Annotated in this window: 31 protein-coding genes; all 31 read right to left on the reverse strand. The window is 28.9% G+C overall.

Annotation, left to right across the window (positions count from 1 at the left end):
• Positions 1–108 precede the first annotated feature (108 nt).
• Positions 109–876 carry a flagellar hook-basal body complex protein gene (locus Q5O29_RS09395; protein WP_022212699.1) on the reverse strand — a complete coding sequence of 256 codons (768 nt, stop codon included), beginning with the start codon at positions 874–876 and terminating at the stop codon, positions 109–111.
• Between the two features lie 12 nt (positions 877–888).
• On the reverse strand, positions 889–1,632 hold the full coding sequence (locus Q5O29_RS09400) for a flagellar hook-basal body complex protein (RefSeq protein WP_022212700.1): 744 nt from the start codon (positions 1,630–1,632) through the stop codon (positions 889–891).
• The gene (locus tag Q5O29_RS09405) at positions 1,625–1,843 is read right to left on the reverse strand and encodes a hypothetical protein (RefSeq protein WP_022169189.1); all 219 of its coding nucleotides are present in this window, start codon (positions 1,841–1,843) and stop codon (positions 1,625–1,627) included. Before Q5O29_RS09405 ends, Q5O29_RS09400 begins: the two co-directional genes overlap by 8 nt.
• A 38-nt stretch (positions 1,844–1,881) precedes the next feature.
• Complete coding sequence (locus Q5O29_RS09410; RefSeq protein WP_022212701.1) at positions 1,882–2,367, reverse strand: hypothetical protein; 486 nt, start codon at positions 2,365–2,367, stop codon at positions 1,882–1,884.
• 3 nt (positions 2,368–2,370) lie between these two features.
• Entirely contained in the window at positions 2,371–3,099 is a 729-nt protein-coding gene (locus Q5O29_RS09415; RefSeq protein ID WP_022212702.1) for a FliA/WhiG family RNA polymerase sigma factor, read from the reverse strand.
• A gap of 95 nt (positions 3,100–3,194) precedes the next feature.
• Positions 3,195–4,052, reverse strand: a complete 858-nt coding sequence (locus Q5O29_RS09420; RefSeq protein WP_022169192.1) for a MinD/ParA family protein — start codon at positions 4,050–4,052, stop codon at positions 3,195–3,197.
• A complete protein-coding gene (gene flhF, locus Q5O29_RS09425) occupies positions 4,049–5,161 on the reverse strand; it encodes a flagellar biosynthesis protein FlhF (RefSeq protein WP_022212703.1) in 1,113 nt (370 codons plus the stop codon). The genes Q5O29_RS09420 and flhF overlap by 4 nt, the downstream gene beginning before the upstream one ends.
• Complete coding sequence (gene flhA / locus Q5O29_RS09430) at positions 5,161–7,224, reverse strand: flagellar biosynthesis protein FlhA (protein WP_022212704.1); 2,064 nt, start codon at positions 7,222–7,224, stop codon at positions 5,161–5,163. Before flhA ends, flhF begins: the two co-directional genes overlap by 1 nt.
• A gap of 23 nt (positions 7,225–7,247) precedes the next feature.
• Positions 7,248–9,074: a fused FliR family export protein/FlhB family type III secretion system protein gene (locus tag Q5O29_RS09435; RefSeq protein ID WP_022212705.1), complete on the reverse strand. Its 1,827-nt coding sequence runs from the start codon at positions 9,072–9,074 to the stop codon at positions 7,248–7,250.
• 8 nt (positions 9,075–9,082) lie between these two features.
• Positions 9,083–9,349: a flagellar biosynthetic protein FliQ gene (locus tag Q5O29_RS09440; protein ID WP_022212706.1), complete on the reverse strand. Its 267-nt coding sequence runs from the start codon at positions 9,347–9,349 to the stop codon at positions 9,083–9,085.
• Between the two features lie 11 nt (positions 9,350–9,360).
• Positions 9,361–10,116, reverse strand: a complete 756-nt coding sequence (fliP, locus tag Q5O29_RS09445) for a flagellar type III secretion system pore protein FliP (protein ID WP_022212707.1) — start codon at positions 10,114–10,116, stop codon at positions 9,361–9,363.
• A complete protein-coding gene (locus Q5O29_RS09450; protein ID WP_022212708.1) occupies positions 10,106–10,486 on the reverse strand; it encodes a flagellar biosynthetic protein FliO in 381 nt (126 codons plus the stop codon). Before Q5O29_RS09450 ends, fliP begins: the two co-directional genes overlap by 11 nt.
• 16 nt (positions 10,487–10,502) lie before the next feature.
• Positions 10,503–10,943: a flagellar basal body-associated protein FliL gene (fliL, locus tag Q5O29_RS09455; protein WP_022212709.1), complete on the reverse strand. Its 441-nt coding sequence runs from the start codon at positions 10,941–10,943 to the stop codon at positions 10,503–10,505.
• Positions 10,944–10,946: 3 nt separating this feature from the next.
• Positions 10,947–11,672, reverse strand: coding sequence for an OmpA family protein (locus tag Q5O29_RS09460; RefSeq protein ID WP_022212710.1), 726 nt, complete (start codon positions 11,670–11,672; stop codon positions 10,947–10,949).
• A gap of 3 nt (positions 11,673–11,675) precedes the next feature.
• Positions 11,676–12,479, reverse strand: coding sequence for a motility protein A (locus Q5O29_RS09465; protein ID WP_022212711.1), 804 nt, complete (start codon positions 12,477–12,479; stop codon positions 11,676–11,678).
• Positions 12,480–12,491: 12 nt separating this feature from the next.
• The gene (locus Q5O29_RS09470; RefSeq protein ID WP_022169202.1) at positions 12,492–12,683 is read right to left on the reverse strand and encodes a flagellar FlbD family protein; all 192 of its coding nucleotides are present in this window, start codon (positions 12,681–12,683) and stop codon (positions 12,492–12,494) included.
• A gap of 155 nt (positions 12,684–12,838) precedes the next feature.
• Positions 12,839–13,873, reverse strand: coding sequence for a flagellar hook-basal body complex protein (locus tag Q5O29_RS09475; RefSeq protein ID WP_022212712.1), 1,035 nt, complete (start codon positions 13,871–13,873; stop codon positions 12,839–12,841).
• A 91-nt stretch (positions 13,874–13,964) separates the two neighbouring features.
• Positions 13,965–14,351 carry a TIGR02530 family flagellar biosynthesis protein gene (locus Q5O29_RS09480; RefSeq protein ID WP_022212713.1) on the reverse strand — a complete coding sequence of 129 codons (387 nt, stop codon included), beginning with the start codon at positions 14,349–14,351 and terminating at the stop codon, positions 13,965–13,967.
• A gap of 16 nt (positions 14,352–14,367) precedes the next feature.
• On the reverse strand, positions 14,368–15,072 hold the full coding sequence (locus Q5O29_RS09485) for a flagellar hook assembly protein FlgD (RefSeq protein ID WP_022169205.1): 705 nt from the start codon (positions 15,070–15,072) through the stop codon (positions 14,368–14,370).
• Positions 15,073–15,084: 12 nt separating this feature from the next.
• Positions 15,085–16,542, reverse strand: a complete 1,458-nt coding sequence (locus tag Q5O29_RS09490; protein ID WP_022212714.1) for a flagellar hook-length control protein FliK — start codon at positions 16,540–16,542, stop codon at positions 15,085–15,087.
• Positions 16,529–16,990, reverse strand: coding sequence for a flagellar export protein FliJ (fliJ, locus tag Q5O29_RS09495; RefSeq protein ID WP_022169207.1), 462 nt, complete (start codon positions 16,988–16,990; stop codon positions 16,529–16,531). Before fliJ ends, Q5O29_RS09490 begins: the two co-directional genes overlap by 14 nt.
• Positions 16,991–17,011: 21 nt before the next feature.
• The gene (gene fliI, locus Q5O29_RS09500; protein WP_186835482.1) at positions 17,012–18,319 is read right to left on the reverse strand and encodes a flagellar protein export ATPase FliI; all 1,308 of its coding nucleotides are present in this window, start codon (positions 18,317–18,319) and stop codon (positions 17,012–17,014) included.
• Entirely contained in the window at positions 18,312–19,073 is a 762-nt protein-coding gene (locus tag Q5O29_RS09505) for a FliH/SctL family protein (RefSeq protein WP_022212715.1), read from the reverse strand. Before Q5O29_RS09505 ends, fliI begins: the two co-directional genes overlap by 8 nt.
• Positions 19,057–20,067: a flagellar motor switch protein FliG gene (fliG, locus tag Q5O29_RS09510; RefSeq protein WP_022212716.1), complete on the reverse strand. Its 1,011-nt coding sequence runs from the start codon at positions 20,065–20,067 to the stop codon at positions 19,057–19,059. The genes Q5O29_RS09505 and fliG overlap by 17 nt, the downstream gene beginning before the upstream one ends.
• Before the next feature lie 4 nt (positions 20,068–20,071).
• Positions 20,072–21,652, reverse strand: coding sequence for a flagellar basal-body MS-ring/collar protein FliF (gene fliF / locus Q5O29_RS09515; RefSeq protein WP_022212717.1), 1,581 nt, complete (start codon positions 21,650–21,652; stop codon positions 20,072–20,074).
• Positions 21,653–21,668: 16 nt separating this feature from the next.
• A complete protein-coding gene (gene fliE / locus Q5O29_RS09520) occupies positions 21,669–21,959 on the reverse strand; it encodes a flagellar hook-basal body complex protein FliE (RefSeq protein WP_022212718.1) in 291 nt (96 codons plus the stop codon).
• 13 nt (positions 21,960–21,972) lie between these two features.
• Complete coding sequence (gene flgC / locus Q5O29_RS09525; RefSeq protein ID WP_022169213.1) at positions 21,973–22,377, reverse strand: flagellar basal body rod protein FlgC; 405 nt, start codon at positions 22,375–22,377, stop codon at positions 21,973–21,975.
• A 1-nt stretch (position 22,378) separates the two neighbouring features.
• Positions 22,379–22,756, reverse strand: coding sequence for a flagellar basal body rod protein FlgB (gene flgB, locus Q5O29_RS09530; protein WP_022212719.1), 378 nt, complete (start codon positions 22,754–22,756; stop codon positions 22,379–22,381).
• A gap of 323 nt (positions 22,757–23,079) precedes the next feature.
• Complete coding sequence (locus tag Q5O29_RS09535; RefSeq protein WP_022212720.1) at positions 23,080–23,823, reverse strand: cytidylyltransferase domain-containing protein; 744 nt, start codon at positions 23,821–23,823, stop codon at positions 23,080–23,082.
• Positions 23,824–23,856: 33 nt separating this feature from the next.
• The gene (locus Q5O29_RS09540) at positions 23,857–24,531 is read right to left on the reverse strand and encodes a class I SAM-dependent methyltransferase (protein ID WP_022212721.1); all 675 of its coding nucleotides are present in this window, start codon (positions 24,529–24,531) and stop codon (positions 23,857–23,859) included.
• An 11-nt stretch (positions 24,532–24,542) separates the two neighbouring features.
• Positions 24,543–25,724, reverse strand: coding sequence for an acetyl-CoA carboxylase biotin carboxylase subunit family protein (locus Q5O29_RS09545; RefSeq protein WP_022212722.1), 1,182 nt, complete (start codon positions 25,722–25,724; stop codon positions 24,543–24,545).
• Between the last annotated feature and the right edge of the window lie 91 nt (positions 25,725–25,815).

Consider the following 25,815-nt stretch of genomic DNA (forward strand, 5'->3'; position numbering starts at 1 on the left):
GTTATCTAAAATTTCTCTCTATATCTATTGTCGAAAAAACTCTTATTAAATTAATAGTTTATTAAAAAATAATGGATAAAATTTATTTTAAATTTTATCCATTATTTTTTATCTAAGATTATTTATCATTTGCCACATTTCATCAGCAGCTGTAATTCCCTTAGAACTTAATTGAAAAGCTCTTTGAGCTACTATCATATCCGTCATCTCTTGTGAAAGATCCACATTGGAAGCTTCTAAATATCCTTGATACATATCGGCATCTAGAGTTCTATATACTTGAACTCCATTTAACTCTTTAAATAAATTATCTCCAACAGATGTAAATGCATCATTGCCTACTGCTGTATATACTGCAATTTCTCCAACCTTTTCAAAGTTACCATTGTTTTCTGCAAATATTTCCCCTTTTTTATTTATAGTAAAATTATCAGCTGTAAGACCTGTATTATTTTGTGAATACCCATTTGCATACTGAACCTCTAAAATATTCCCATTGGCAGTTACAAGTCTTCCATAAGAATCTAATTTAAAACTGCCATCTCTAGTATAATACCCTGTTCCATTACTGGAAATCACTTTAAAATATCCTTCACCATCTAATGCCAAATCAGTTTTTTGATTTGTTGCTTGTAAACCACCTTGGCTATTATCTTTAGTAAAATTACCAGCTTTAACTCCACTTCCTACTGTAGCTGTTTTATCATTTAATGGATTTCCCCATTCATCTAACGAAGATGAAATTAAATCCTTAAAACCTGCATTAACTTTTTTATATCCTGTAGTATTTACATTTGCTATATTATTTGATATTACATCTAATTTCTCTTGATTGGCATTAAGTCCTGATTTACTTGTCCATAATGTTGTTAACATCTATATATCCTCCTACACTTTACCTATGCTGTTAGCAGCTAAATCTAAAGTACCATCTATCATCTTAAAGATACTTTGACTACTTTGGAAATTACGCATTGTACTCATCATATTAACCATTTCATTTGTTACATTAACATTAGACCCTTCCAAATAACCTTGATGTGTTTTTACTACAGAATCCATAATAGGATTTTCTGCTGTATAATAATTATCTCCTACTTTTTTTAATGTACTATAATCTTCAAAATCAGCTGTAACCATTTGATAATTAGCTAATCCCTCAACATTTAAAATATTATTTGCTCCTAATGTATATTGATTATTGCCTACAAAAATAGGTTCCATTATCCCTGTATTCATATTTCTTCCCATTACAGAATCTCCTGAAGTAGTCTTTAAAGTTCCATCAGCTCCCACAGTAAAATCTCCATCTCTTGTATACAAATATTCATTACCTTTTTGAACTACAAAAAAACCTCTTCCATTTATAGCAAAATCCGATGAATCTGATGTACTTTTAAGTCCACCTTGAGTAAATGATTTTTGTACTGTGTCAATGGCAGCTCCCAAACTCAAACTACCTATTACACCATTTTCTCTATTACCTATGTATACTTCATTAAAACTCTTAGTAACTAAAGATTCTGATTTATATCCATTTGTATTAGCATTAGATAAATTATTTGTTATTGATGTTTGCTGATTTTCTAAAGTAATCATTGATGATAATGATGTATATAAACTTCTAATCATTAAATATATCCTCCTCATTAGCTTCTGTGGTGCTATTAGTAGTAGCATCATTACTTGAAGAATTATCATTTTCAAAAAAAACCTTACATTCATCTTCATAATGCATTCCCATAGCTCTTGCTGCTTTTTCTATTTCTGCATTTGACATTTTATTAGTGCCAGATAAAAATAATATTAATGTAGATATAATCATCCCAATTCCAATTCCCATTAAAATCTTTTTATCTCTAAATATATAAATACTTTCTTTTATTGATTGTATAATCCTCTTACTAATAATACTTCACCCTTTCCTATACTAAGTGAACTACATATTTCTTCATCACTTTTTCCTTCATCAATCATCATTTTAATATTTTCAAACTTACTATCATTACCATGATTATCCTTTAAATTATTAAAATTAATTTCAGAAATTATATCGTTATCTATACAATCCCTTTTTATATCGTTATCTAATTTCACTTGCTTTATATTCTCTTTTATATTTACATTACTATTTTCTATATTAAAAACTTCAGTTCTTAATTCTTGAATTTCTTTTTGTAAATCAAGAATACTTTCCGCCATATCTTTTCTCATATCTACAAATTTCATATCATAGTCTGTAAATTCTTTTTCTTCATTTTTTAGAATATTAGCAAAAGAGCCTCCATCATCGGCTCTTTCATTTTTTATATCTCTATTAACAACTATTAAAACTATTCCTATAACTATAAGTAAAATATGTATCACTTTTTATACCTCTATGTAATTTATTTTTTGAAGCATAACCCTTAAATTCTTAATAGCTCTACTATGTAACTGACAAACTCTCGATTCAGATACCTCTAGTACTTTACCTATTTCTTTTAATGTCAAGCCCTCATAATAATAAAGATTTAATATTGTTCTGTCTTTTTCTTTTAATTTTTCAATACATTCAGCTAATATTTCTACTTTTTCTTTATCTTCATAAGAATCATGAGGACTTGGGCTATTTTTATCTTCAACAACTCCCATAACAGTTAATTCATCATCTTCTGAAAATAGAATTCCTTCTAAAGATACTACTGACATAAAATTAATATATCTTTCGATATCAGCAACTTCTGACACAGTTATATTTAAATATTCAGCTATTTCATCTATGATTGGTTCTCTAAGTAACCTATTCTGTAATGCATCAATAGCTTCATTATACTTTGCTAATTTATCCATTGCCCCTTTAGAAATAGGCCTTGCTTTTCTTATCTGATCTATCATTTCACCTTTTATTCTTATTGATGCATAAGATGAAAATTTTATTCCCTTATCTGGATCAAATTTACTTATGGCATCCATTAACCCTATCATTCCATAACTAACTAAATCTTCATACTCTATATAAGTACTCCTTCCAATCATTATTCTAGACGCAATATATTTTACTAAAGGAATATATTGTTCCACTATTTTTTCCTTATTATCTATATTAGTCCAGCTCATTGTTACCCCTCCTTAGTTAGCTATAATTTTTGCATACATAATACATCTAATCTTCCATTTATTTTTAATTGAAACTTGGCCATTTCCCTCTCCTCCTAAGAAAAAATATCAAATAACTTATTAAATAATCCTTTTGCACCATTTCCTCTTATAGAACTTTCTCTACCCATAATTTTTTCTGATACATGCACTATGGATTTTGCTGCTTCAGATTTAGGATATTTTATTACTATAGGAATTTGATTTCTCACTGCCATGGTAATATGCTTATCCTCATATATACATCCCAAATAACTTGGATATCCATTTAAAAATTTTCTAGTTGCTAAGTCAAATTTATTAAATGTTGATTTTCCCTCTGTTTCACTTATAACTCTATTAATTACTATATTAACATGAGTTTCTATTTTAAAATGCTTAAGTGCTTTAAATAGGCTATATCCGTCCGTCAATGATGTAGGTTCTGGTGTTAAAATAAATATAGCTTCATCAGAACTAGCAATAAAAGCAAGAACTGTTCTACTTATTCCAGCACCTGTATCAATTAATATATAATCATATCCATCAATTCTATCTATTTCTGAAATAAATCTTTCTCTTTGTTCTTCTGTCAAATCTTCAATATTATTTATTCCTGTTCCTCCAGGTAATAAGTGAATTCCATGTGGCCCTTCAATAATTCCATTTTCAATTGAAACTTCACCATTTATAACATCCATAATATTGTACTTATGATATATTCCCATTAATACATCATCATTTCCCATACCAATATCAGCATCAAAAAGCAATATTTTTTTCCCTTCTTTTGCAAGAGCTATTGCTAAGTTTACTACAAAATTACTTTTACCTACTCCACCTTTTCCTGAAGTTATAGTTATAATTTTTGATTTTTCATTTAATCCACTACTTTTACTAGCTAATTGTCTTAAAATTTCTGCCTGGTCCATCATATTGAATCTTCTCCCATTATAAGCTTAATAATTTCATCTTTACTTGGAACCCTTATGTCATTTGGTACGTTTTGACCTGTAGTTAAAAAAGCTACCGGCTTATTACTTTCCTTTAATATGGTATGTATAATTCCATATGATGAAGTTTCATCTAACTTTGTAATAATAAGCTTTTCGTACTCTATTTGCTCATAACCTTTAAGTATCATCTTTACATCTTTGTTTTTAGTTGTACTACTCATAACCATAAGAGTATGATCTGGATTAGCTTTTTGAACAAAAGCTCTTAGTTCTGAAATCTGCATATTATTCTTACTGCTTCTTCCAGTGGTATCTATTAATACCACATCTAAATCTGTCATGGAATTAATTGCTTCTTCCATTTCTTTTATGGTTATAACAACTCTAAATGGTATATTCATTATTTCTGCATAAGTTTTAAGTTGTTCTACAGCTCCAATTCTATAAGTATCTATGGTGATTAACCCAACTTTTTTCTTATCCATAAGAGCTAATTTTCCTGCTAATTTTGCTATTGTGGTGGTTTTTCCTACACCTGTAGGTCCAACCAACACAACTCTACCATTTATATCTTCATTTGATATTTGTACTACCTCTGACAAATAACTTTTCATGGCTTCTTCTTTATCTTCAGCTTCATTCCAAACTCTTCTAAACTCTTCTAAATAAACAGGATTTAAATCAAGACTATTAACATAATTTAATAATAAATCTTCATTATCTTCACCTTTAGTATTATTTAATATCTCATTTAAAATACTCTTCATTTCTTTAACTTCATCTTCAAGAACATTTTTCTCTTCTTTAGGTTTTACAACATCCTTATTCATTATTGCTTTAATACTTTCAACAGATTCCTTTAACACATCACTACTTGCAAAAGTACTTTGTGGTTTTTGTGTTTTCATTGGTTCTGTAGTGTTTTCTAAGGCTGCTGTAACTTCTATAAGCTTAGGTGAAAAGTATTTTTTAAATCCTGATTGTCTTATTTTTCTTTGACTTATAATTATTGCATCTTTTCCTAATTCATATCTAATTCTCGTCATAGCCTCATTCATATTTTTAACTACATATTTTTTTATTATCATTATAAAGCTACAACTCCTTCTGTTCTTATTTGTACATCATTCGGTATTTCATTTAAAGAAAGCACCATAACATGTGGAAATACCATTTCTATAAGTTTTCTAAATACCGGTCTTATATTAGGTGATACCAAAATAATTGGTTGATTATTATAGAAATAAACACTATCTATTGTTTGACGTATTTTTTCTAAAATTCTTGTAGTTGTTTCTGGATCAACTGACGGGAATGATCCTTGCAGAGATTTTTGTGTATTATTTGCAATTATATTTTCAATTTGTGGATCTAATGTGATCACTGTAACAGTTCTATTTTCATCTACTACTGTATTACATATGGTTCTTGCCATAGCAAATCTTACATATTCAGTTAATAACTCTATATCCTTAGTATTTCTTGAATTATCTGCTAAAGATTCAAAAATTGTTACAGTATCCTTTACTGGTACTTTTTCTCTTAATAAATTTTGTAATACCTTTTGTACTTCACCGATGGTCATTAAATCAGGTATAAGTTCCTCTACAACTGTGCTATACTTCTCCTTCATATTATCAACTATCATCTTAACTTCTTGACGTCCTAATAATTCATGTGCATGAGATTTTATAGTTTCAGTTAAGTGAGTAACCATTACTGTTATTGGATCTACCACTGTAAATCCTCTTATTTCAGCTTCTTCTTTTTGATCTGCATTTATCCATACAGCTGGCAGACCAAATGTTGGTTCAATAGTTTTAATTCCTGGCATAGTGCCACTTTCTCCTGATGGATCCATACAAAGAAGCATGTTTGGCATCAATTCAGAAGAAACTATCACTGTTCCCCTAATTTTTAATATGTACTCATTATTTTTAAGCTGTAAATTATCCCTTATTCTAATAGGCTGTACAATTATACCCATTTCAATGGCACACTGTCTTCTAACTGAAGCTATTCTTTGTAATAAATCTCCACCATTTCTTTCATCAGCTAAAGGTATAAGACCATATCCAATTTCAACTTCCATAGGTTCTACAGAAATTAAATTCATAACATTCTCAGGTTCTTTTCTTATTTGCTCTTCTTGCTCTTCAACTTCTTGAACCATGGCAACTTCTTGTTTCTTTTCCTCTTCCTTTATAAGCATAAATGATAATCCACCCATAGATGCCCCTGCCAATGCAAATGGCACTGTTGGCATTGATGGTATTATTGCAAAAGCAAACATTATTGCTGCTGCAATTCCAAGAGCCACTGGGAAAGCTGATAACTGAGTAGTTAAAGTTTTACCAAAATTATTTTTTGAATTTGATCTAGTTACAAGAATACCAGCAGCAGTAGAAATAAGTAATGCTGGAACCTGACTTACAAGCCCATCACCTATTGTTAAAATAACAAAACGACTAGCTGCCTCTCCAGCTGACATACCCATTTGAGTAATACCAATTATAATTCCACCTAAAACATTTATTACAGTAATTATTATACCTGCTACAGCATCACCTTTAACAAACTTAGATGCCCCGTCCATGGTTCCATAAAAATCTGCTTCAGACTGCAAATCAGCTCTTCTTTTTTTAGCTGTTGCTTCATCTATTAATCCTGAATTTAAATCAGCATCAATACTCATTTGCTTACCAGGCATTGCATCTAATGTAAATCTTGCAGAAACTTCTGCTACTCTAGTAGACCCATTAGTTATAACAAGAAACTGTATTATCATAATTATTAAGAATATAATAACTCCAACAACATAATTTCCACCAACTACGAAATCACCAAAGGCAGTAATTATACTTCCTGCATCACCTTTACTTAATATAAGTCTTGTGGAAGAAATATTAAGTCCCAATCTAAATAAAGTAACTACCAATAGTAATGTTGGGAAAACTGATAATTGTAATACACTTGTGGTAAACATAGTAATCATTATTACAATAATGGATAAAGTTATGTTGAGTGCCAGTAAAATATCTAAAACTATTGATGGTAATGGTATTATTATCATAAGTACAATACCAATTACCCCAAAAGCCACCAACACATCAAGATTTTCTTTTAAATTAAACTTTCTATCGATAGCCAATTTCATCAATCCTTTTAATTATCTTATTTTTTCATCTTATATATAGCCACAAGAATTTCAGCTACAGCTTGATACATTTCCTGTGGTATTTCTCTGTCCAATTCTACTTCTTTATAAATCATTCTTGCTAAAGGTTTATTTTCTATTATTGGCACATCATTTTCCTTTGCCTTTTCCTTAATTCTAATGGCTAAATGATCTATTCCCTTTGCAACTAATTTAGGAGCATTATTCTGTCCATCTTCATACTTTATAGCTACAGCTATATGAGTTGGGTTGGTAATAACTACAGTGGCATCTCCCACGGCATTCATCATACCTTGAGTTATCATGGCTCTTTGTTTTTGCTTTATCTTAGCCTTTACCTGTTGATCCCCTTCCATCTGCTTATATTCATCCTTTATTTCTTGCTTAGACATTCTAAGCTCTTTATTATGAAACCTAAATTGAATAAAATAATCGGTAGCTGCTAGCACTATTAAAAGTATTACTATTTTAGTAAATAAACCAACAACTATCTGTTTTATTTCACTACCTATGCTTGAAACATTTAATGTTGATATATGAAGAATATCATTATACTTATCTTTCATATAAGAATATGTAATGTAAGTAACAATAGTTACCACCAATAGATTCTTCAAAAGATCAAAGGCGCTTTTATTAGAAAACATATTTTTAATACCATTTAAAGGATTAAGCTTTTTTAAAGAAGGTTTTAATGGTTCTCCAGTTAATAAAAATCCTGTTTGCATTAAACTAGCTATTATTCCTGCAACCATTATAGGTATTGCTACCAATATAACTGTTGAAGCAAATTTAGTTAAAGAATTACTTGCAACGGACTTTAATAAACCATCTGTTAACTCCATAGAGCCTACATTGCTTAAATAATAAATTATTATTTCTTTAAAGTTATTAATTATCTTATCACTTAAAGTCATAATCACCAATAAAGTTGCTATGGTAGTAAGAGCAATTCCTACATCTTTACTTTTAGCAATTTGACCTTTTTTTCTAGCATCAGATTTCTTTTTAGGAGTAGCTTCTTCTGTTTTATCATCTGACATAAAAATAAGTGCTACAGGAGCTACATTTAATATTCTTCTTATAACTGAAGGTAAATAACTTAAAGCACCTATAAAAACTTTATTTATTATTGCTATAGAAAGTGTAATCATTAATAACCCTACTATCATCTTTACAGGCATACCTAAAATCATTACATTTATTTGTGGAACTACTCTAGATACTAATCCCATACATATATCTGTCATTATAATTATAATAACTATAGGTAATGCAATTTTTATTCCCATAAAGAAATATTCTATTATTATCTGCATACTTTCCATCATAGATTCTGATGAAATTATTGATGAACCTACAGAAACAACTGAAAAACTTTCTATTAACGACTTAATAATCAAATGATGTGCATCTGTTATAAAAAATAATACTAAAGTACAATATTCAAGTAATTTTCCTGTGGCAGTAGTAGTTGATGATGCACTGGCATCTGCCAGTGACAACATACTAAATCCTATATGAAGATCAATCCAACTTCCAGCAAGCTTTAATATTTGAAATAAACTTTTAGTTACAAGTCCTAAAAGTGCTCCAGTAATCCCTTCGTTTAAAAAGTATATCAGTAGCTTATTATTATTATTTATAATTTCCATACTTGCATTGGAAACCGTTGGTTCAATTGCAAAAGCTAAAATCATTGGAATAGCTAATTTCAGTACCTTTGGTGTTCCATTTGGAAAAATAATATTAAAAACTATAAAAAATGCTGATAACCTTACGAAGATAAACATAACAGTAAAAATAATTTCTGAATCTATCATTTATCCTCCTAAGATATCTTAGTAATGATATTATATATATTTTCTGTATATTGAACCATAGTTTTTGATATCCAAGAAGCTAAAAATAATCCTATTGCACATATTCCTAACAATTTTGGAACAAAAGTTAAAGTTTGTTCCTGTATTTGGGTTGTTGCTTGAATTATACTTATTATAAGACCTATAATTAATCCAGCAGCTAAAAAAGGTCCTGCCACCTTTATTACTGTCATTATAGATTCTTTTATTATTCCATTTAATAACGCTTCACTCAATTTTATTCACCTCACGAAAAACTTGTAATTAATGATTTTATAATTAAATTCCATCCATCTACCATTACAAATAATAACAATTTAAATGCCAAAGATATAACTGTTGGTGGAATCATCATCATACCCATAGACATAAGCACACTGGCTACTATCATATCTATTACCATAAATGGTACAAATAATAAAAACCCTATTTGAAATGCTGTTTTTAATTCACTTATGGCAAAAGCAGGAACAATAGAGTATAAAGGAATATTTTTTCTTGTTAACTCTCCACTATTAAGCTTTGCGGCATCAACAAATAATTCCAAATCCTTTTGCCTTGTTTCTTTTAACATAAAATCCTTTATTGGATTAGATGCATTTTCAAGTGCTTGCTCAAAAGTTATTTCTTCATTTGAATACGGCTTTAATGCAACTTCATTTATTTCTGTATATACTGGTTGCATTATGAAAATAGTTAAAAAAATAGCTAATCCAACTAAAATTTGACTAGGTATTGATTGCTGCGCTCCTATGGCATTCTTTAATAATGAAAATACCACCGTTATTCTAGTAAATGATGTAAACATTATTATAAATGATGGTAATAATGTTAACATTGTAAAAAATATAAGTATTTTTATACTATCCACATAATCTGCTGGAGTATCTCCACTACTAACAGATAAATTAAAATGTGGCGATGCAAAAGCTTCCTTTGGAATCATGAAAGTAATTGCTATTATAAAAAACACTATTAATTTATAAGCTTTTTTATTTTTCATATTTATTTTTCCTTTTCTTTAGTTTATTTATTACTTCCCCAAAAGGCTTTATAATATTATTAAAAGCTTCTTTATTTTTTTCAATTTCAAATTTCTTTAAAACTTCAATCTCATTTAGCTCTTCTTCAGTTAGCTCTTTTATAAATTCACCTTTAGAAGGTGATACTGACATTACATATGCTTTTTTTCCTATCTTTATTATTTGTAAAGATACATCTTTTGATAACTGAGTTCTTTCAATTACTCTTATAGTTTTTCTTGAATTTACCTCATTTAATTTGCTTTCATTAAATTTTAATAGTAAGAGCATTAAAAGTATAAGAACTATTAATGTTCCTATAATTTTAATACTCATCAATACAAATTCCATATATATGTACTTCCTATTATTGAACTAAAAGTTCATTAAATTTAATATCTATAATAGTTCCAGATTTTAAATTTGAATTTAATCTTTGTACTAAATCTCTCTTTAAATTAACTTCATTATCAGCAGTAAAATCTGAAGTTTTTAAAGATTTTAAATAAAATATTGCTGAATCTCTTAAAGCAACAAGCTTAGTAGTAATTTCTTCTCCTACTTCTGTATTAGCACTGTCATAAGTAACAGTAGCAGTCATTTGCACATATTTTTTGCTACCTTCATCACTTAAATTTACAAGCAATTGCCCTAATTCAGTATAAGCTTCTACTATTGGTGCTTCTTCAGCATTTGCCTTTGACATACCATAATATACTCCAGCAAAAACTCCTCCACCTAGCAGTAATAATGCTACAACTATAATAATAATTAGTTTACCTTTACCTTTTTTCTTTTCTTCTGCCATTTCTTACTCCTTATCATCAGCTATAATTAAAATATTTACTCTTCTATTTTTAGCCATATTTTCTTCAGTATCATTAGGCACCACTGGATGATGTTCACCATATCCTGTAGCACTTAATCTTTTTGGATCTATGCCTGTATTTTCAACAAAATATTTTACTACATTTACAGCTCTATCCACTGACAATTCCCAGTTAGAAGGGAATTCTGCTGTAGAAATAGGTCTATTATCAGTATGCCCTTCTACTACAATAGTATTATCTATAGAAGATAATAATTCTGCAATAGATGCTAATACTTCCTTGCTATCTTCCCTTAAAGTTGATTTTGAAGTTTCAAAAAGTATACTTTCTCTAACTTGAATGGCAACACCTTGTTCAGTTTCAATTATTTCCACTGCCGCTTCTAATTCATGCTCCTTAACAAATTTACTTACTTGATAGTACATACTTTCTTCAATATTTTCACCATCTACAGTATCTGTTGGTGTTTCTCCACCAATTAAAGGAACATCACCATTATATAAATTATATTCTAAAATACTATCACCAACTTCACCTGCCATTACACTTCTGAAAGCTTGAGAAAGTGCTCTCATTTTAGCTTCATCAGTAGAAGACATTGCATATAAAAGAACAAAAAAAGTCATCAAAAGAGTAACACAATCAGAGTAGGTAGCTAACCATTCATCACCGCTTGGTTCATCACGCTGTACTTTTTTCCTTGCCATAACTTATGCAACTCCTTCTGTATTTTCTGTATTACTATTTATATATTCTAATCTTTCTTTTGCAGATAAATAAGTTAAAAGTTTTTCTTCTACAATTCTTGGGTTAACACCTGATTGTATTGCTAAGATACCTTCTAACATCATAGTTCTTGTACCAGTTTCTAATGCACATTGTCTTTTTAAATTTGCACCTATTGGATTACAAAAGTAATTAGCTAGGAATGAACCATAGAAAGTTGTAAGAAGTGCAACTCCCATACCAACAGCTATACTTTGAATATCATTTAAGTTTTGCATCATTTGAACTAGCCCTATTAATGTACCTATCATACCAAATCCTGGAGCATATCCACCCCAAGCAGTATACATACCTGCCACATTCATTCCTCTATTTTCAGTTTCATATATGTCTAGCTCTAATATTTCCTTAATAGTTTCCGGCTCAATACCATCAACAACCATTTGCATACCCTTTTTTAAGAATGGATCTTCTAAATTACTTATATCTTCTTCTAAAGATAATAAACCGTCTTTTCTTGCTCTTTGTGAAAGATTTGAAAACTGTACTATTATATCTTTTTGAGAAGCACTATTTTCTTTAAATGCATTACCAAGACTTCCAAACATCTCTTTGATTTCATCCATAGTATATGTGATAAATAAAGCACTTAAAGATCCTCCAACACATATGAATATTGATGGAATATCAATAAATATACTAAAAGGACCTCCAGAAACAATTCCATATCCTATTAAGGCAGCTCCAAGTACAAACCCAGCCGGCGTCATAATATCTGTTTTCTTCACATCAATTTCCCCCTAAATTCTATACGTAGCTATTCTATTTTTATATCTTATAACCTTATCTTTTACTTCATGTATAGTTTCTAAAACAATATACTTTTTCCCATTGGTAAGTGTTATTAAAGTTTCAGGAACTTCTTCAATCTTTTCTATATGATCTGCATTTAAAGTAAATTCTTTATTATTCATTGCTGTTAAATCAATCATACTAACACCTTTCTTGCTTATTGAATTACCAATAATGAATCAATTAAAAATAATTAACTCATTTTTGGTAATTCAATTTTTTACTATAATTTATGAGCTGAATGATAAATTAAATTTAATCCATCATTCATTGCTCATAATTGATAATTTACAAACTATCTCTTTAAGTTAATTATTTCTGAAAGAATTTCATCACCTGTAGTGATTGTTTTTCCTGCTGCTTGGAAAGCTTTAGTAGCAACTATCATATCAGTAAATTGTTCTGCCATATCTACTCCTGACATTTCTAAATATCCTTGAAGAATATCTCCATATCCTGAGCTATTCCTACCGGCAGTACTATTTTTACCACTTGAAATTATTGCTGCTCCTGAACTTCCTGATGGTTCATACATATTATTTCCTATATCTGTTAAACCAACTTCATTTTTAAAGCTTGACATAGCTATTTGACCAAGAGCTGTTATTTCACCAGTTTCTAATACACCTGTTATTAATCCATCAGCAGATATATTAAAACTCTTTACAGCAACATCTGTTCTTGTACCCTGTGCATCAATTTTTGTTACTTTATCAGGTATTTTTAAAGATACTAATTTATCATCTATAGCTTTTGTACTATTATTTGATTCAACATATAATACATTTCCATTATCCTCTATATTATCAATTTTAGTATTTTGCTGAGGATCTGTAGTTTCCATAGCAAATCCTAAAACTCTATAACCTTTTGAAGTTAAAAGATTACCTTCATTATCTAATACAAAAGAGCCATCTCTTGTATATGCCACTGAACTATTAGCTGGCATATTTTCTACTCCATTATCCTTTATTGTTATAGCATCAGTATTTCCTCCTGTAAGTGCTGGTCCAGTAGCTACCATAAAGTATCCACTTCCATCTACTGCTACGTCAAGAGATCTTGATGTTGATTGCATTGAACCTTGAGACATTATTTTATCAATACTTGAAATTTGTGCTCCAAGACCTATTTGCTTACCATTAACACCTCCTAAAGAATCTGATGCTGCACTAGCACTACCTAATGTTTGACTTATTGTAGTACTGAAATTTACTCTTGACCCTTTAAATGCTGTTGTACTTACATTGGCTAAGTTATTACCTATAACGTCTAACTTAGTTTGATTTACTTTCATTCCTGAAATCCCTGAATATAACGATCTTAACATAAATATTTCCTCCTAAAAATTTTTCATTTATTTCTTGCTTCTATCTTTCCACAAGACAAGGCCTCCATATTTGGTCCAGCCTAATAAATTTTTATAATATAACTACACTATCTATATTGGTAAAAACATTATTTTCTGCTCTTTCTTTCTCTACAGCAGTTATTATTGTTCTATTTTTTATATTAGCTATTAATGCCACATCCTTATATATAAACACTGCATTTTTAGCACCCTTTTCTTTTGCTAAATCAAAACCATTATTTATCACATTCATATCATCTCTTGAAAAGCTTATTTCATTGAATCTTTTACAAGCATGTTTAGATAAAATAAATCCTTCATTTTCTGTCTTTATATTATTTAATACATCATTAAAGCTAACTTCCCCTGTATTACCATTAGTTAATTTTGATTCACTTTCCAGGTTAAAAAAATTACCTACAGCATATGCTCTTCCATTAACTATTCTATACCCCATAACTCACCTTCTTTTGTTATATTGGAGTATCTTGCACCTTTTCAACTAAACTATAGTCGTAAGTCTTTACTTCTCCATCTAAAAGCTTAACTTTAATATTTATAGCACCATTTTCTCTAGATACAGACATAACTTGTCCTGTTACCTTTTCATTATTACCATTTTCTTTACTTTCAGTAAGCTCCACATATTTTCCTATATAAGAACTTGCTGTCATCATTGCAATATTTGTATTCATATTGTTTAAAGCTGAAAGTGATGAGTCTCCTACATCTAAAACCGTTTGAATACTACTCATTGGAACATCAATATACTTTGTTTGATTATCCTCATAAACCTCTATTGATACTGTATAACTCGTCCCATTGTTTCCACTTACACCTCTAACTATACCAGTGTAAGGAATACCTTTATTATCAAGAACATTAACTGTAACACCTTTACCTACTAAGTTATATGCTGCTGAATTAGACATTGTAGTATTTAAATTAGACATTTGTTCCATAGTTGAAAACTGTGCTAATTGTGATATGTATTGTGTTGAATCTGTATCAGCCGTTGGATCTAAATTAGATAATTCTGCCACTAATATTTGTAAAAATGCATTTTTATCTACACTTCCACCTGCTTCAACAATTGAAGTTCCTCTATCAGTTTTTCCTCCAACAGTATAATTACCACCAGCTCTACTTTGCCCTGAAATTGTACTTATATCTGACATATGTATTCTCTCCTATGCTAATAAGTTAACATTAGAAATTTCTTCTGAAATTTCTTCATTTTCTTCTTTATGTATATTTATAGAATCATTATCTTCTACAGAATAATTTTCTTTATTTCTTTCATCATTAAATTCATTACTAAAACCTTGTCCACTATAATAAGTAGTATCTTCATATAAGCCAATATTTACTTCTTTAATAATTAAACTTTCATTGCTTAAATGCTTTTTAATTTCTTCCATATTAGAATTTAACAATGTATATGTTTCTTTAGATGTTGATTTAATATCTGCCTTCATTATTCCATCTTCAGATATTATCTTTATGGTTATTTCACCTAATTCCTTAGGATATATCTTTACAGTAAGTTGCTCCACTTGATTTTTAACCATATACTTAACATTAGAAACCACATCAGTAGCTACTGTTTCTCTTGAAACTGCCACAGGTTTCACCTCTGATATTAGACTTGAAGCAACATCATTTTTACTATTTAAAACTTCTGTAAATATAGGTGTGTCTTCAACTATGTAATCTTCAACTTTATTTATGTCTTCATCCATTGTCATAAGCTTGGCTAAAATATCTTCTTCACCTTTTTGCTCACCATTAGATTTATCTATATTAAATACCATCTTTAACATTTCAACACCTTGTGAAGTATCTTTTTTACTTTCGCCTTTAGAACTATCCACAACTTCTATAAATTTATCCTTTTTAATTTCATTGCCATCTTTATCACACAAAACAGTTAATATTTTATCTATATTATCTGTTGTAACAACTTTATCTTCTTCTAAATTTAAAGTTTTAACAATTTCTTTAATAGGCAAATTGATTATATTAGATAATGTTTCTTCATTTAAATCTATATTTTCACTATTATTTAAAGACACTTCTTCTATTACATTTTCAAATATATTAATATTTTCTGATTCAAATACAGTATTATTTTTAAGCAAATTTATATTTTCTAACACATTAGAGTTATTGTTATTTATTGGCTCTGATGAAATATTTAAATCAGCAATTTCACTTAAATAATTTATATTTTTTAAAGTATTGATACACTCTAAACTAGAAGTATTACCAAATTCTAAGCTAGAAGTATTGCCAGATTCTAAATAAATTTTTATAGGTAAATTACTATTATCAATAACTGGAATATTTAATGCTTGAAGTAATACCATTACTTCTTCAATTATTTCCTCCTTAGTTCCATTTTCAATTTTTTCAATAACTTCAGTTTTATCTATAGCTTCATTTATATCTTTAGATACATTCTCAACAGTTGTTTTGTTATCTTCTGTAGTTTTAGAAAGAGAATCTTCCTTGGAACTCATCACTGATTTAAAATTACCATTACTGCTTTTATTTTCAGTTTTAACTGAATTATCACCATTAACATTACTGTTATTATCAACTTTTCCCATATTGGCTATTACAGCATTTAAATTACCTAAATCCATGTTCTTTCACCTCCTTTCCAATCTTTCTCATATGGGCATATAGTGCAAATTCATCATTGGCTATTTCTTCTTTTCTTTTTTCATCTGCCATAAACTGATTAAATCTCTTTTCTCTTAATATATCTACAGTTTTTCTTTCAATTTGCCTAACCTTTAATTGCTCTCTTCTATAATCTACTTCTTTTTGTTTTTTCTCTATTTCTATTTCAGTTTGTTCAATACCTTTATTTAAAGCTATTAAATAATTTTTCTTTAATTTTTGATATATAACAGTTTCTCCTGCTGCAATTCCATTATATTGTTTATACTTATCATTAAGATCATTTAACTTATTAATGGACTTTTGCAGTTCCTGCTGACTATTATTAAAAAGCTTCTTACCTTCTTCTTCTCTTGTTTTTCTCATTTCTAACAATTTCTCAAGAGAAAATTTAAATCCATTTGCCAAAATTAATCTCTCCTAAAATTATCATCCAAATATAGCAAATAAATTATTTAAATTATCTGCAAAAGTTGTTTTTTCATCAATTCCTTGCTTTAAATAAGCATTAATACTATCATTAAATTGAATAGCTAAATCTATCTTTTTACTGGAGCCCTTAACATACGCTCCTAAATTTATAAGGTCTTCTGATTCCTTATAAGTAGCAAGTAAATCTCTTGCTTGTGATGATACTGCTTTATGCTTATCATCAGCTATTTGAGACATTAATCTACTTACGCTATTTAATACATCAATGGCTGGGTAATGATTCTTGTGAGCCAATGCTCTTGACAGAACTATATGACCATCAAGTATACCTCTTACTGTATCTGCAATAGGCTCATTAAAGTCATCACCATCAACTAGCACCGTATAAAAACCTGTTATGGAACCAACATCTGATGTACCAGCTCTTTCTAAAAGTTTTGGTAACTTAGCAAAAACTGACGGTGTATACCCCTTTTGTGCTGGTGGCTCTCCAATGGCAAGTCCAATTTCTCTTTGCGCCATGGCAAATCTTGTTACAGAATCCATCATAAGAATAACTTTCTTACCTTTATCTCTAAAGTATTCTGCTATGGCAGTGGCTGTTAATGCACCTTTAACTCTTTCTAAGGCTGATTTATCAGAAGTAGCACAAACTACCACTGATTTTTTCATACCTTCCGGTCCCAAGTCTTTTTCAATAAACTCAAGAACCTCACGGCCTCTTTCTCCAATTAGACATATAACATTAACATCTGCCTCGGCTTCTCTTGCAATCATTCCTAATGTTGTACTCTTACCTACTCCTGAACCTGCAAAAATACCTATTCTTTGTCCATCACCACAAGTTAAAAAACCATCAATGGCTCTTACCCCTGTAGGTAGTATATCCTTTATTCTTTTTCTTTTTAATGGATCTGGTGGTTGATTTTCTAAAGGATATGGTGTTCCAGTTAAAAGTTCTCCACCATATATTGGTTTACCTAAACCATCTAATACCATTCCCATTAAATCATCAGAACACTGTACTTCAAGAGGTCTTCTTTCAGGAACAACTATACATCCTGGAGATATACCTACAAGTTCACCTAAAGGCATTAATATGACTTTGTTGTTTTTAAATCCTACCACTTCACAACTTACAGGATTATTATAAACATTATATATAGTGCAAACTTCCCCAACAAAAGCTTTTATTCCCTGCACTTCAATGGTAAGACCTATAACTTCACTTACTATACCTTCACAGTAAGTAGTATCTATTTCATTAACTCTTTTCCTAATTAAATTAAAATCTATATTAAGCATCTTCTTCACCACAAAATTCCTTTATAGATTCTTCTAATTTTTCTAAGCTAACATCTAAACCAACTACAACTTTACCTGTACTTTTTTCCAAAACTGCATTTCCAAGTTCCATTAATGGATCTTCAAGAACTAGTATTTCCCCAGAAATAGCATATGACTTTTTCCATTCATTAACTTTAGACTCAATGGCTACAATATAGTTTCCATTACATTTTATAACTATATTTTCCTCACCTCTAAATTGCTCCAGTACAGGATTAATTAAGCTTATAACACTTTCATCATTTTCAAAATTTTTATTTGTTATAATCTTTGCCATTTCCAATGAAAGTTTCACTATTTCCTTTTCTTTTTTTATTTTATAATCTTCCACTTGCTTTTCAGCACTTAATAAAATTTCTCTAGCTTTTTTTACAGCTTCTTCTATGATACCTTTAGCTTCTTCCTTTGATTCTGCATATCCCTGCTTATTGCCATCTTCATATCCATTATTTACACCTTGAGCATATCCTTTTTCATAAGCTTCTTTTTCAATATTTTTTGAATATTGAAAAGCTTCCATAATAATATGATCAGAATCTTTTCTTGCCTTATCTAATATACTTGCCCCAATGGCTTCATAGCTTTTAATTTGACTATTTTCGATTTCTTGAAAATGTTGCTCTTCTTCAGTAACAACACATTCTGTTACTATTTTAATATCACCTTTAACAGATGTATTACTAGATTTTATAAGATTACATGATGAGTGCATCTTCTCCACCTCTTGAAATAATTATTTCTTGTGCATCTTCTAATCTTCTAATAACAGCTACAATTTGTTGTTGTGCTTTTTCAACATCAGTTAATCTTACTGGCCCTAAGTATTCAATATCTTCTTTTAATGAAGCTGCTGCTCTCTTAGATTGATTTTTATAAATAACATTTGCCACTTCTTCTGAAGCTCCCTTAAGAGCAAGAGCAAGCTCTTTAGTTTCAACATCTCTAAGAATTCTTTGAATTGCCACATCATCAAGAGTAATAATATCTTCAAATACAAACATACAGCTTTTGATTTTCTCTGCAAGCTCATAATCTTGTTCTTGTAAGCTTTCAGTTATATTCTTTTCAGTTGTTCTATCAACTTGATTTAATATACCTACTAAAGTATCTATTCCACCTAATACTGTAGTTTCAGTTTTAACAATAGTAGATAACTTATCATCTAATACTTTTTCTATTTCTCTAATAACATCTGGTGATGTAGTATTCATAGTAGCTATTCTTAAAGCTACTTCACTTTGAATTTCCTCAGGTAGCTCAGAAATTATCTGAGCTGCCTTTTCCACTTGTAAATAGCAAAGTATTAATGCAATGGTTTGAGGATGTTCATAATTAATGATATTAAGTATTTGCTGAGCATCTGCCTTTCTTGCTATGGCAAAAGGTCTATTAAGTTGTGATGCTTCTGCTACCTTGTTTAATATTTCCCCTGCTCTTTGTGGTCCTAAAGCTTTAGATAGTAATTCTTTAGCATAGTCAAGTCCACCTTCTAGAAGATAATCTTTAGCCTTATTCATTTCTAAAAACTCTTGTAATATGCTATGTCTTTGCTCTGATGTAACAGTTGAAATATTTGCTATTTCATAAGTTATCTTTTGTATTTCATTTTCAGGTAATCTTTTTAAAATATCTGCTGATGCTTCTGGCCCTAAAGTAATAAATAATAGAGCTGACTTTTGAATACCTGTTAATTGTTTTTTCGCCATTTATCTATCTCTCACTTTCTACTAACCAAGATTTAACTATATCAGCTACCTGTTGTGGCTTTTCTGCTGCATATTTCTTAATTTCATTTTCAATATGTATATTTTCATTTGGAACTTCAAACTCTATAGGTTTTAATTCTTCTTCCTCTACTTTTGAAATCTTATCTTCTATAACTATATCCAGTAGATTTCCTTCTTCTTCTGTAACTACTTCTTTATTAACCTTTTTCTTTTTACTTCTTAATACAATAAATACTATTAATAAAATAGCACCTACTACTCCTGCAATAATCATATAAATCATATTGTTATTATTTGCTTCTGGCTCTGCAAATGGATCAGTAATATTTCCTGTATCTTTAGTGTTAAATGTAATTCCTGCTACACTAACTGTATCTCCTCTTTCAGCATTTAACCCTACTGCTGCTGACACAGATTGTTCAATGGCAGTTCTTAATGCATCATTGATTTCTCCATCAACTATTACTGATGCACTTAATGATTTAACTTCACCTGGAGCTTTAATTTTTATTGTTTCAGTTTTTCCAACTTCATAATTAGTTGTTTGTTCTTCAGTTGTGCTCTTTGTGTTTTTATCATTGGTAACTATTGTATTTCCCATATTTTCATCAATTACACTTCCGCTACCACTTGCATTATCATTACCTTCTGATGAATTATTCTCACTTTTTGAAGTCTTTTGACTGATTATTACTTTATTAGGATCCACCACTGTTTCTGTAACCTTTGTTGAATCAAAATCTAAATCAGCACTTACCATTACTTTAACTTTTCCATTTCCTAATACCGGTGTTAACAGTTCTAAAATTGATTTTTGTAATTGAGCTTCATACTTCTTTTCTAACTCTAATTGAGTTGCAATGGAAGTAGAAGTTACATTTTGATCACTATTTTCATCTAATTTAAAGCTTGAATCTTCTGATAAAAGATTCATATTGCTATCCATTACTTGAATATTATCCTTAGATATGGCTGTACTTCCTGAAACTAAAGCCACTATTGATTTAACTTGCTCTTGTGATAAAGTTTTTCCTGCTACTAACTTAACATATACTGCTGCACTTCCTGGTTCTTTTTCATCGGCAAATACCGAATTTGTAGGAAGAGTAATATGTACTCTTGCATCACTTATTTGTTCAAAACTCTTTATGGTTTTTTCTAATTCACCTTGTTGCATTCTAAGCTTTTTAATTTGAAATTCTTCTTCAGTCATACCAAAAGAGCTTCCTGAGTCCATTAGTTCATAGCCTGTACTTCCCATAGTTAAATTAGAAGCTAATTGTAATCTAAGCTTATCTACTACAGATTTATCTACTAAAATTGAATCACCTTCAACTTTAAAATCTACACCTTGCTCCTCCAATGCACTTAAAACTGTTTTTGAATCTGCTGAGTCTAAACCTGAAAATAAAACAGAATATTTATTGGAAGATTGATAAAAAAACAATGATGAAATAGCTATGATAAGTGTTATAGCAGATACAATTGACGCTATCTTTACACCTTTGCTTAAATTTTTAAATTTTTCTAAAAGCTTTTTAAAAACTTCTAAAAACTTGTCCATGCTTAAGCACTCCTAACTATATTTGTAAATTTGTTAATTCTTTAATTGCTTCTGTTAATTTATTTCTAACTTGCACTGCTGTTTGTAATGCCAATGAAGCTTCTTCTGCCGCCAGCATTACCTCATGAATTTCCACATCTTCACCTAAAACAAGTTTATTTGTCATTTCATCAGAATAAACTTGTTTATCATTGACAGCTTGTAATGCACTTTTAAATACTTGTCCAAATCTATCTTTATTTTCATCTTCTATTGCTATTCTTTTTTCAAATATTTTTTCACTGGGTGTAAAATTGTCTATCTTCATTTGTTATATCCTCCTATTTTCCTATAGATAATGCTGTAGTAAACATTGATTTAGATGCACTTAATGCATCAGCATTAGCTTCATATGTTCTAGTAGCAACTATCATATCTGCCATTTCATTTAATATGTTCACATTAGGCATAGTTACATATCCGTCTTCATCAGCGTCCACATGAGTAGGATCGTACACCCTTTCCAGCTCTGATTCATCATTTACTATTCCCACTGCTGATATACCTTTGCATCTTCCTGCTTCATCTAATGCTTCCTTAAAAACAGCTACCTTTCTCACATATGGTCCACCATTTTCTGTTCTTGTTGTTTGAGCATTTGCCACATTAGAGCTTATGGTATCCATTCTTAATCTTTCTGCTGATAATCCACTGGCACTAATTCTCATTGAATCAAACATTCCCATTTTAATTTCCTCCAATCACAGTTTTCATTGATGCTAACTTTCCACTGGCACGTGATGTTAATGCTTGATACATTAAAGTATTTGCTGCTTGATTTACCTTTTCTAAATCTAAGTTAACATTGTTTCCATTTTCATTCATGCTTGTATCTTCGTCTCTAACAGTAGTAATACTTCCTGGTTTTTCCTTTTGAATATGTTTTTCATTGGTTGCCTTCATATTAAAACCAGAATCTTTATATTTTTCTTCAAAAACAACTTTAAAAGCCTTATATCCACTGGTGTTAACATTTGCTATATTATTGGCTATAGTTTCACTTCTTACAGCAGCGGCATTTAATCCTCGCTTTATTAAGTCATATGTATTTAAACTATTAGACAATTAATTTCCCTCCAAACTCTATAAATGTCGAAACTTTAGTTTTAATTATATTACATTTAATGAATGTTTTCTACATGATTTTTAAAATAATTTAATATATTATTAGCATTTATAAAACTTTAAACTATTTTTTCTGATAATATTAAATAACATTGAATTTTCAAACAGAAAAACATTTTCAACTTTTAAATTCAAAATAAAATTTTTATAGTTTTTTTCTAAATTTATTCCATTATCTACTTCTATTTACTTAACAAAAATAAAAAAAGAACTAAAATGAATTTTAACCACATTTTAGTTCTTTTATTATATGTTTAACTTTATTATTTAATTTTTTGCTTTATATTTTTATTTATTTTACAAATTTCATTATTTTTATTTAAAAACTCGATTACATCTCTAGTATTTACAATTTCATTTTCTATATAAAATAGATTGTATATTATCTCCATTAATTTATAATCTTCTAGTTCGTCTACACAAATTCTAATATTTTCATTTTTAAAAACTTCTTCAACATTTGGTCTTCCAACTTTAAAAAAATCACTTTTATTATACATTATCCATGTTACATGTTCTTTTTCTTCTTTTTTTTCCGCTAAATCATATGCTCTATTTAATGCATTAATAGAAAATACTTCTGTATCTAATCCTCTAATAATTCCTTCGGGGCTACCTGGACTAACATAATCATAATTATTATCCAAAAAATATTTAACTAAGTAATCTATTATTGTTGGTTCTATCATTGGACAATCACTTGTAACCCTTACAATTACATCTGCATTATAATATTTTGCTGCATCATAATATCTCTTTAAAACATTTTCCTTGTCCCCTCTAAAATATTCAATAGAATTTTCAATACAAAATTTTTCTATTTCATCATCTTCAATCTTATTTGTTGTGGCAATAATTATTTTATCTATAAAATGAGTTCTTTTTACTCTCTCAATTACATGATATAGCATTGAATAACCAGCTAAATTTTTAAAAACTTTATTAGGTAATCTAGTAGACGTTGTCCTAGCTTGAATTATACAACATACATTTTTCTTACTTACCATATACATCTTACCAACTTTCAAACACTATTTAACTTAAGCTTCTACAGTAAATATCCACCAAGAATGTTTTTCTTTCAAACAATTTTTATAAAATTCAATTTTCTCATATTTTAATATTTTAAATCCATACTCTTTTAATAAATTACTAGCTTTATCAAAACTCAAAAATGTATAATATGCATTTTCATATGATCCTGTACTTTCATCAAGTATATATGAATAATCGCCAATTTTTTTGCCTTTTCCATTTAAATAATCATCTTCAGCTCTAAAATTAACAATCATTTTTCCACCTTTTTTCATTATTCTCTTTATCTCACTTAATAATTGTCTCATTTCATTATATTCATTTAAAAATAAAACTCCATAAATTAACACTACATCATAAAAGTCACTTTTTAAATTAACACTTTTTAAATCTCCAAAATATATTTTTTTTAATCCTTTTCTATCTTCAAAAGTTTTTTTAACCGTTATACAGCACTCTTCATTAAAATCAATCCCATAACAATTAAACCCATAATCTAGTGCTGGAATTAAGTTTCTTCCAGATCCACACCCGATATCTAATACATTTTTTTCATAATTATTTTGCTCCTTAAAATTATTAGCAAAAAATGCTACTACTCTTTCATCCGGATATAACATTTTATTTTTCTCTAATTGCTTTTTCCACACACTTTTATTTAATTCTCTTTCTATATTCATTAATATTTCTCCTATGAATTTAAATAGCTATAAATATCTTTTAAATTTTCATCCATCTCTTTATAACTATCTCCTTTTAATAAAATAAATCCTCTTTTATATACATCTTTACCTGATTTAAAAGTATCAATTTCATCACATTTCATAATATTAACGTTACTATCCAATAGATTAAATCTTTCTTTTAACTCTTCATTACTTGGAATATTATGCAACCCATGATTCAAATCACTTAAAAAACTAATTCTAACTAATTTATTGCTTTTTACAGTAAAATTATACTCTCTATTTAAAACCATATTTAAACCTTCTTTTAAAAAATTAATTCCTGTTACATATGGAATAACTTTTTTAGAAATATAATATCCTGATGGTCTTCCTGATAATTCAATAATATATACTTTGTTATTTTTATCAATTATTATATCAGCATTAATTAAACAATTATCAATACTTATTCCTCTACATACATTTTCAATAGTTTTTCCTATTTTTATAGTTAATGATTCTTCTATATCAGCAGGACATATATATCCAGTCTCTTGTCTATATGGTATTTCAGTTATTGTTTTCTCTCTTACTAAAATTAATTTGAATATTCCATCATAAATAACTGCATCTATTCCAAATTCACGCCCAACTATTTGAGATTCAATTAAACTATCATCATCGCCTCTTTCATTTAAATGCTCACTGATAATTCTATTTTTATCATACTCATTATATATTATTCTAACTCCTCTATTTCCTGATCCAAATCTAGGTTTAATTATACATGGAATTCCAATTTTATTAATTGCACAAATTATTTCATTTTTACTTTTTGCCACAAGCTGACTAGCACAAAGAACTCCTTTTTTATTCATCTCTTTATTAAATTCAACTTTGTCAACACATTTTAATGCTGATTCTTTTCCTATTCCCTTTAAATTTAAAGCATCATTCACAGCACCTACAGTTGATAAATATCTTCCTATTGGTGTTGGTAATACAGCTTTAATATTATATTTTTTAGCTATATTTATTATTTCTTCCTCGTTTTTAATATCTATTATATATGATATATCTGCAAATTTTAAACCTACTGCTGATTTATCTCTATCAACAGCTATAACTTTATAACCTAATTCCTTACTCAACAAAATACTTTCCAAATGCTCAATACCAGCTCCAATTGAAAGAACATAAAACATTTATATTACTCCTTGTATATATTTATAACTTATCTATCTTGTATTTAATAATTAAACAAATCAAAATATTACATATTATACTTTCTTATTT

This window comes from Clostridium sp. CAG:265 (assembly GCF_000436575.1).
Lineage (GTDB): Bacteria > Bacillota > Clostridia > Clostridiales > Clostridiaceae > Clostridium > Clostridium lentum.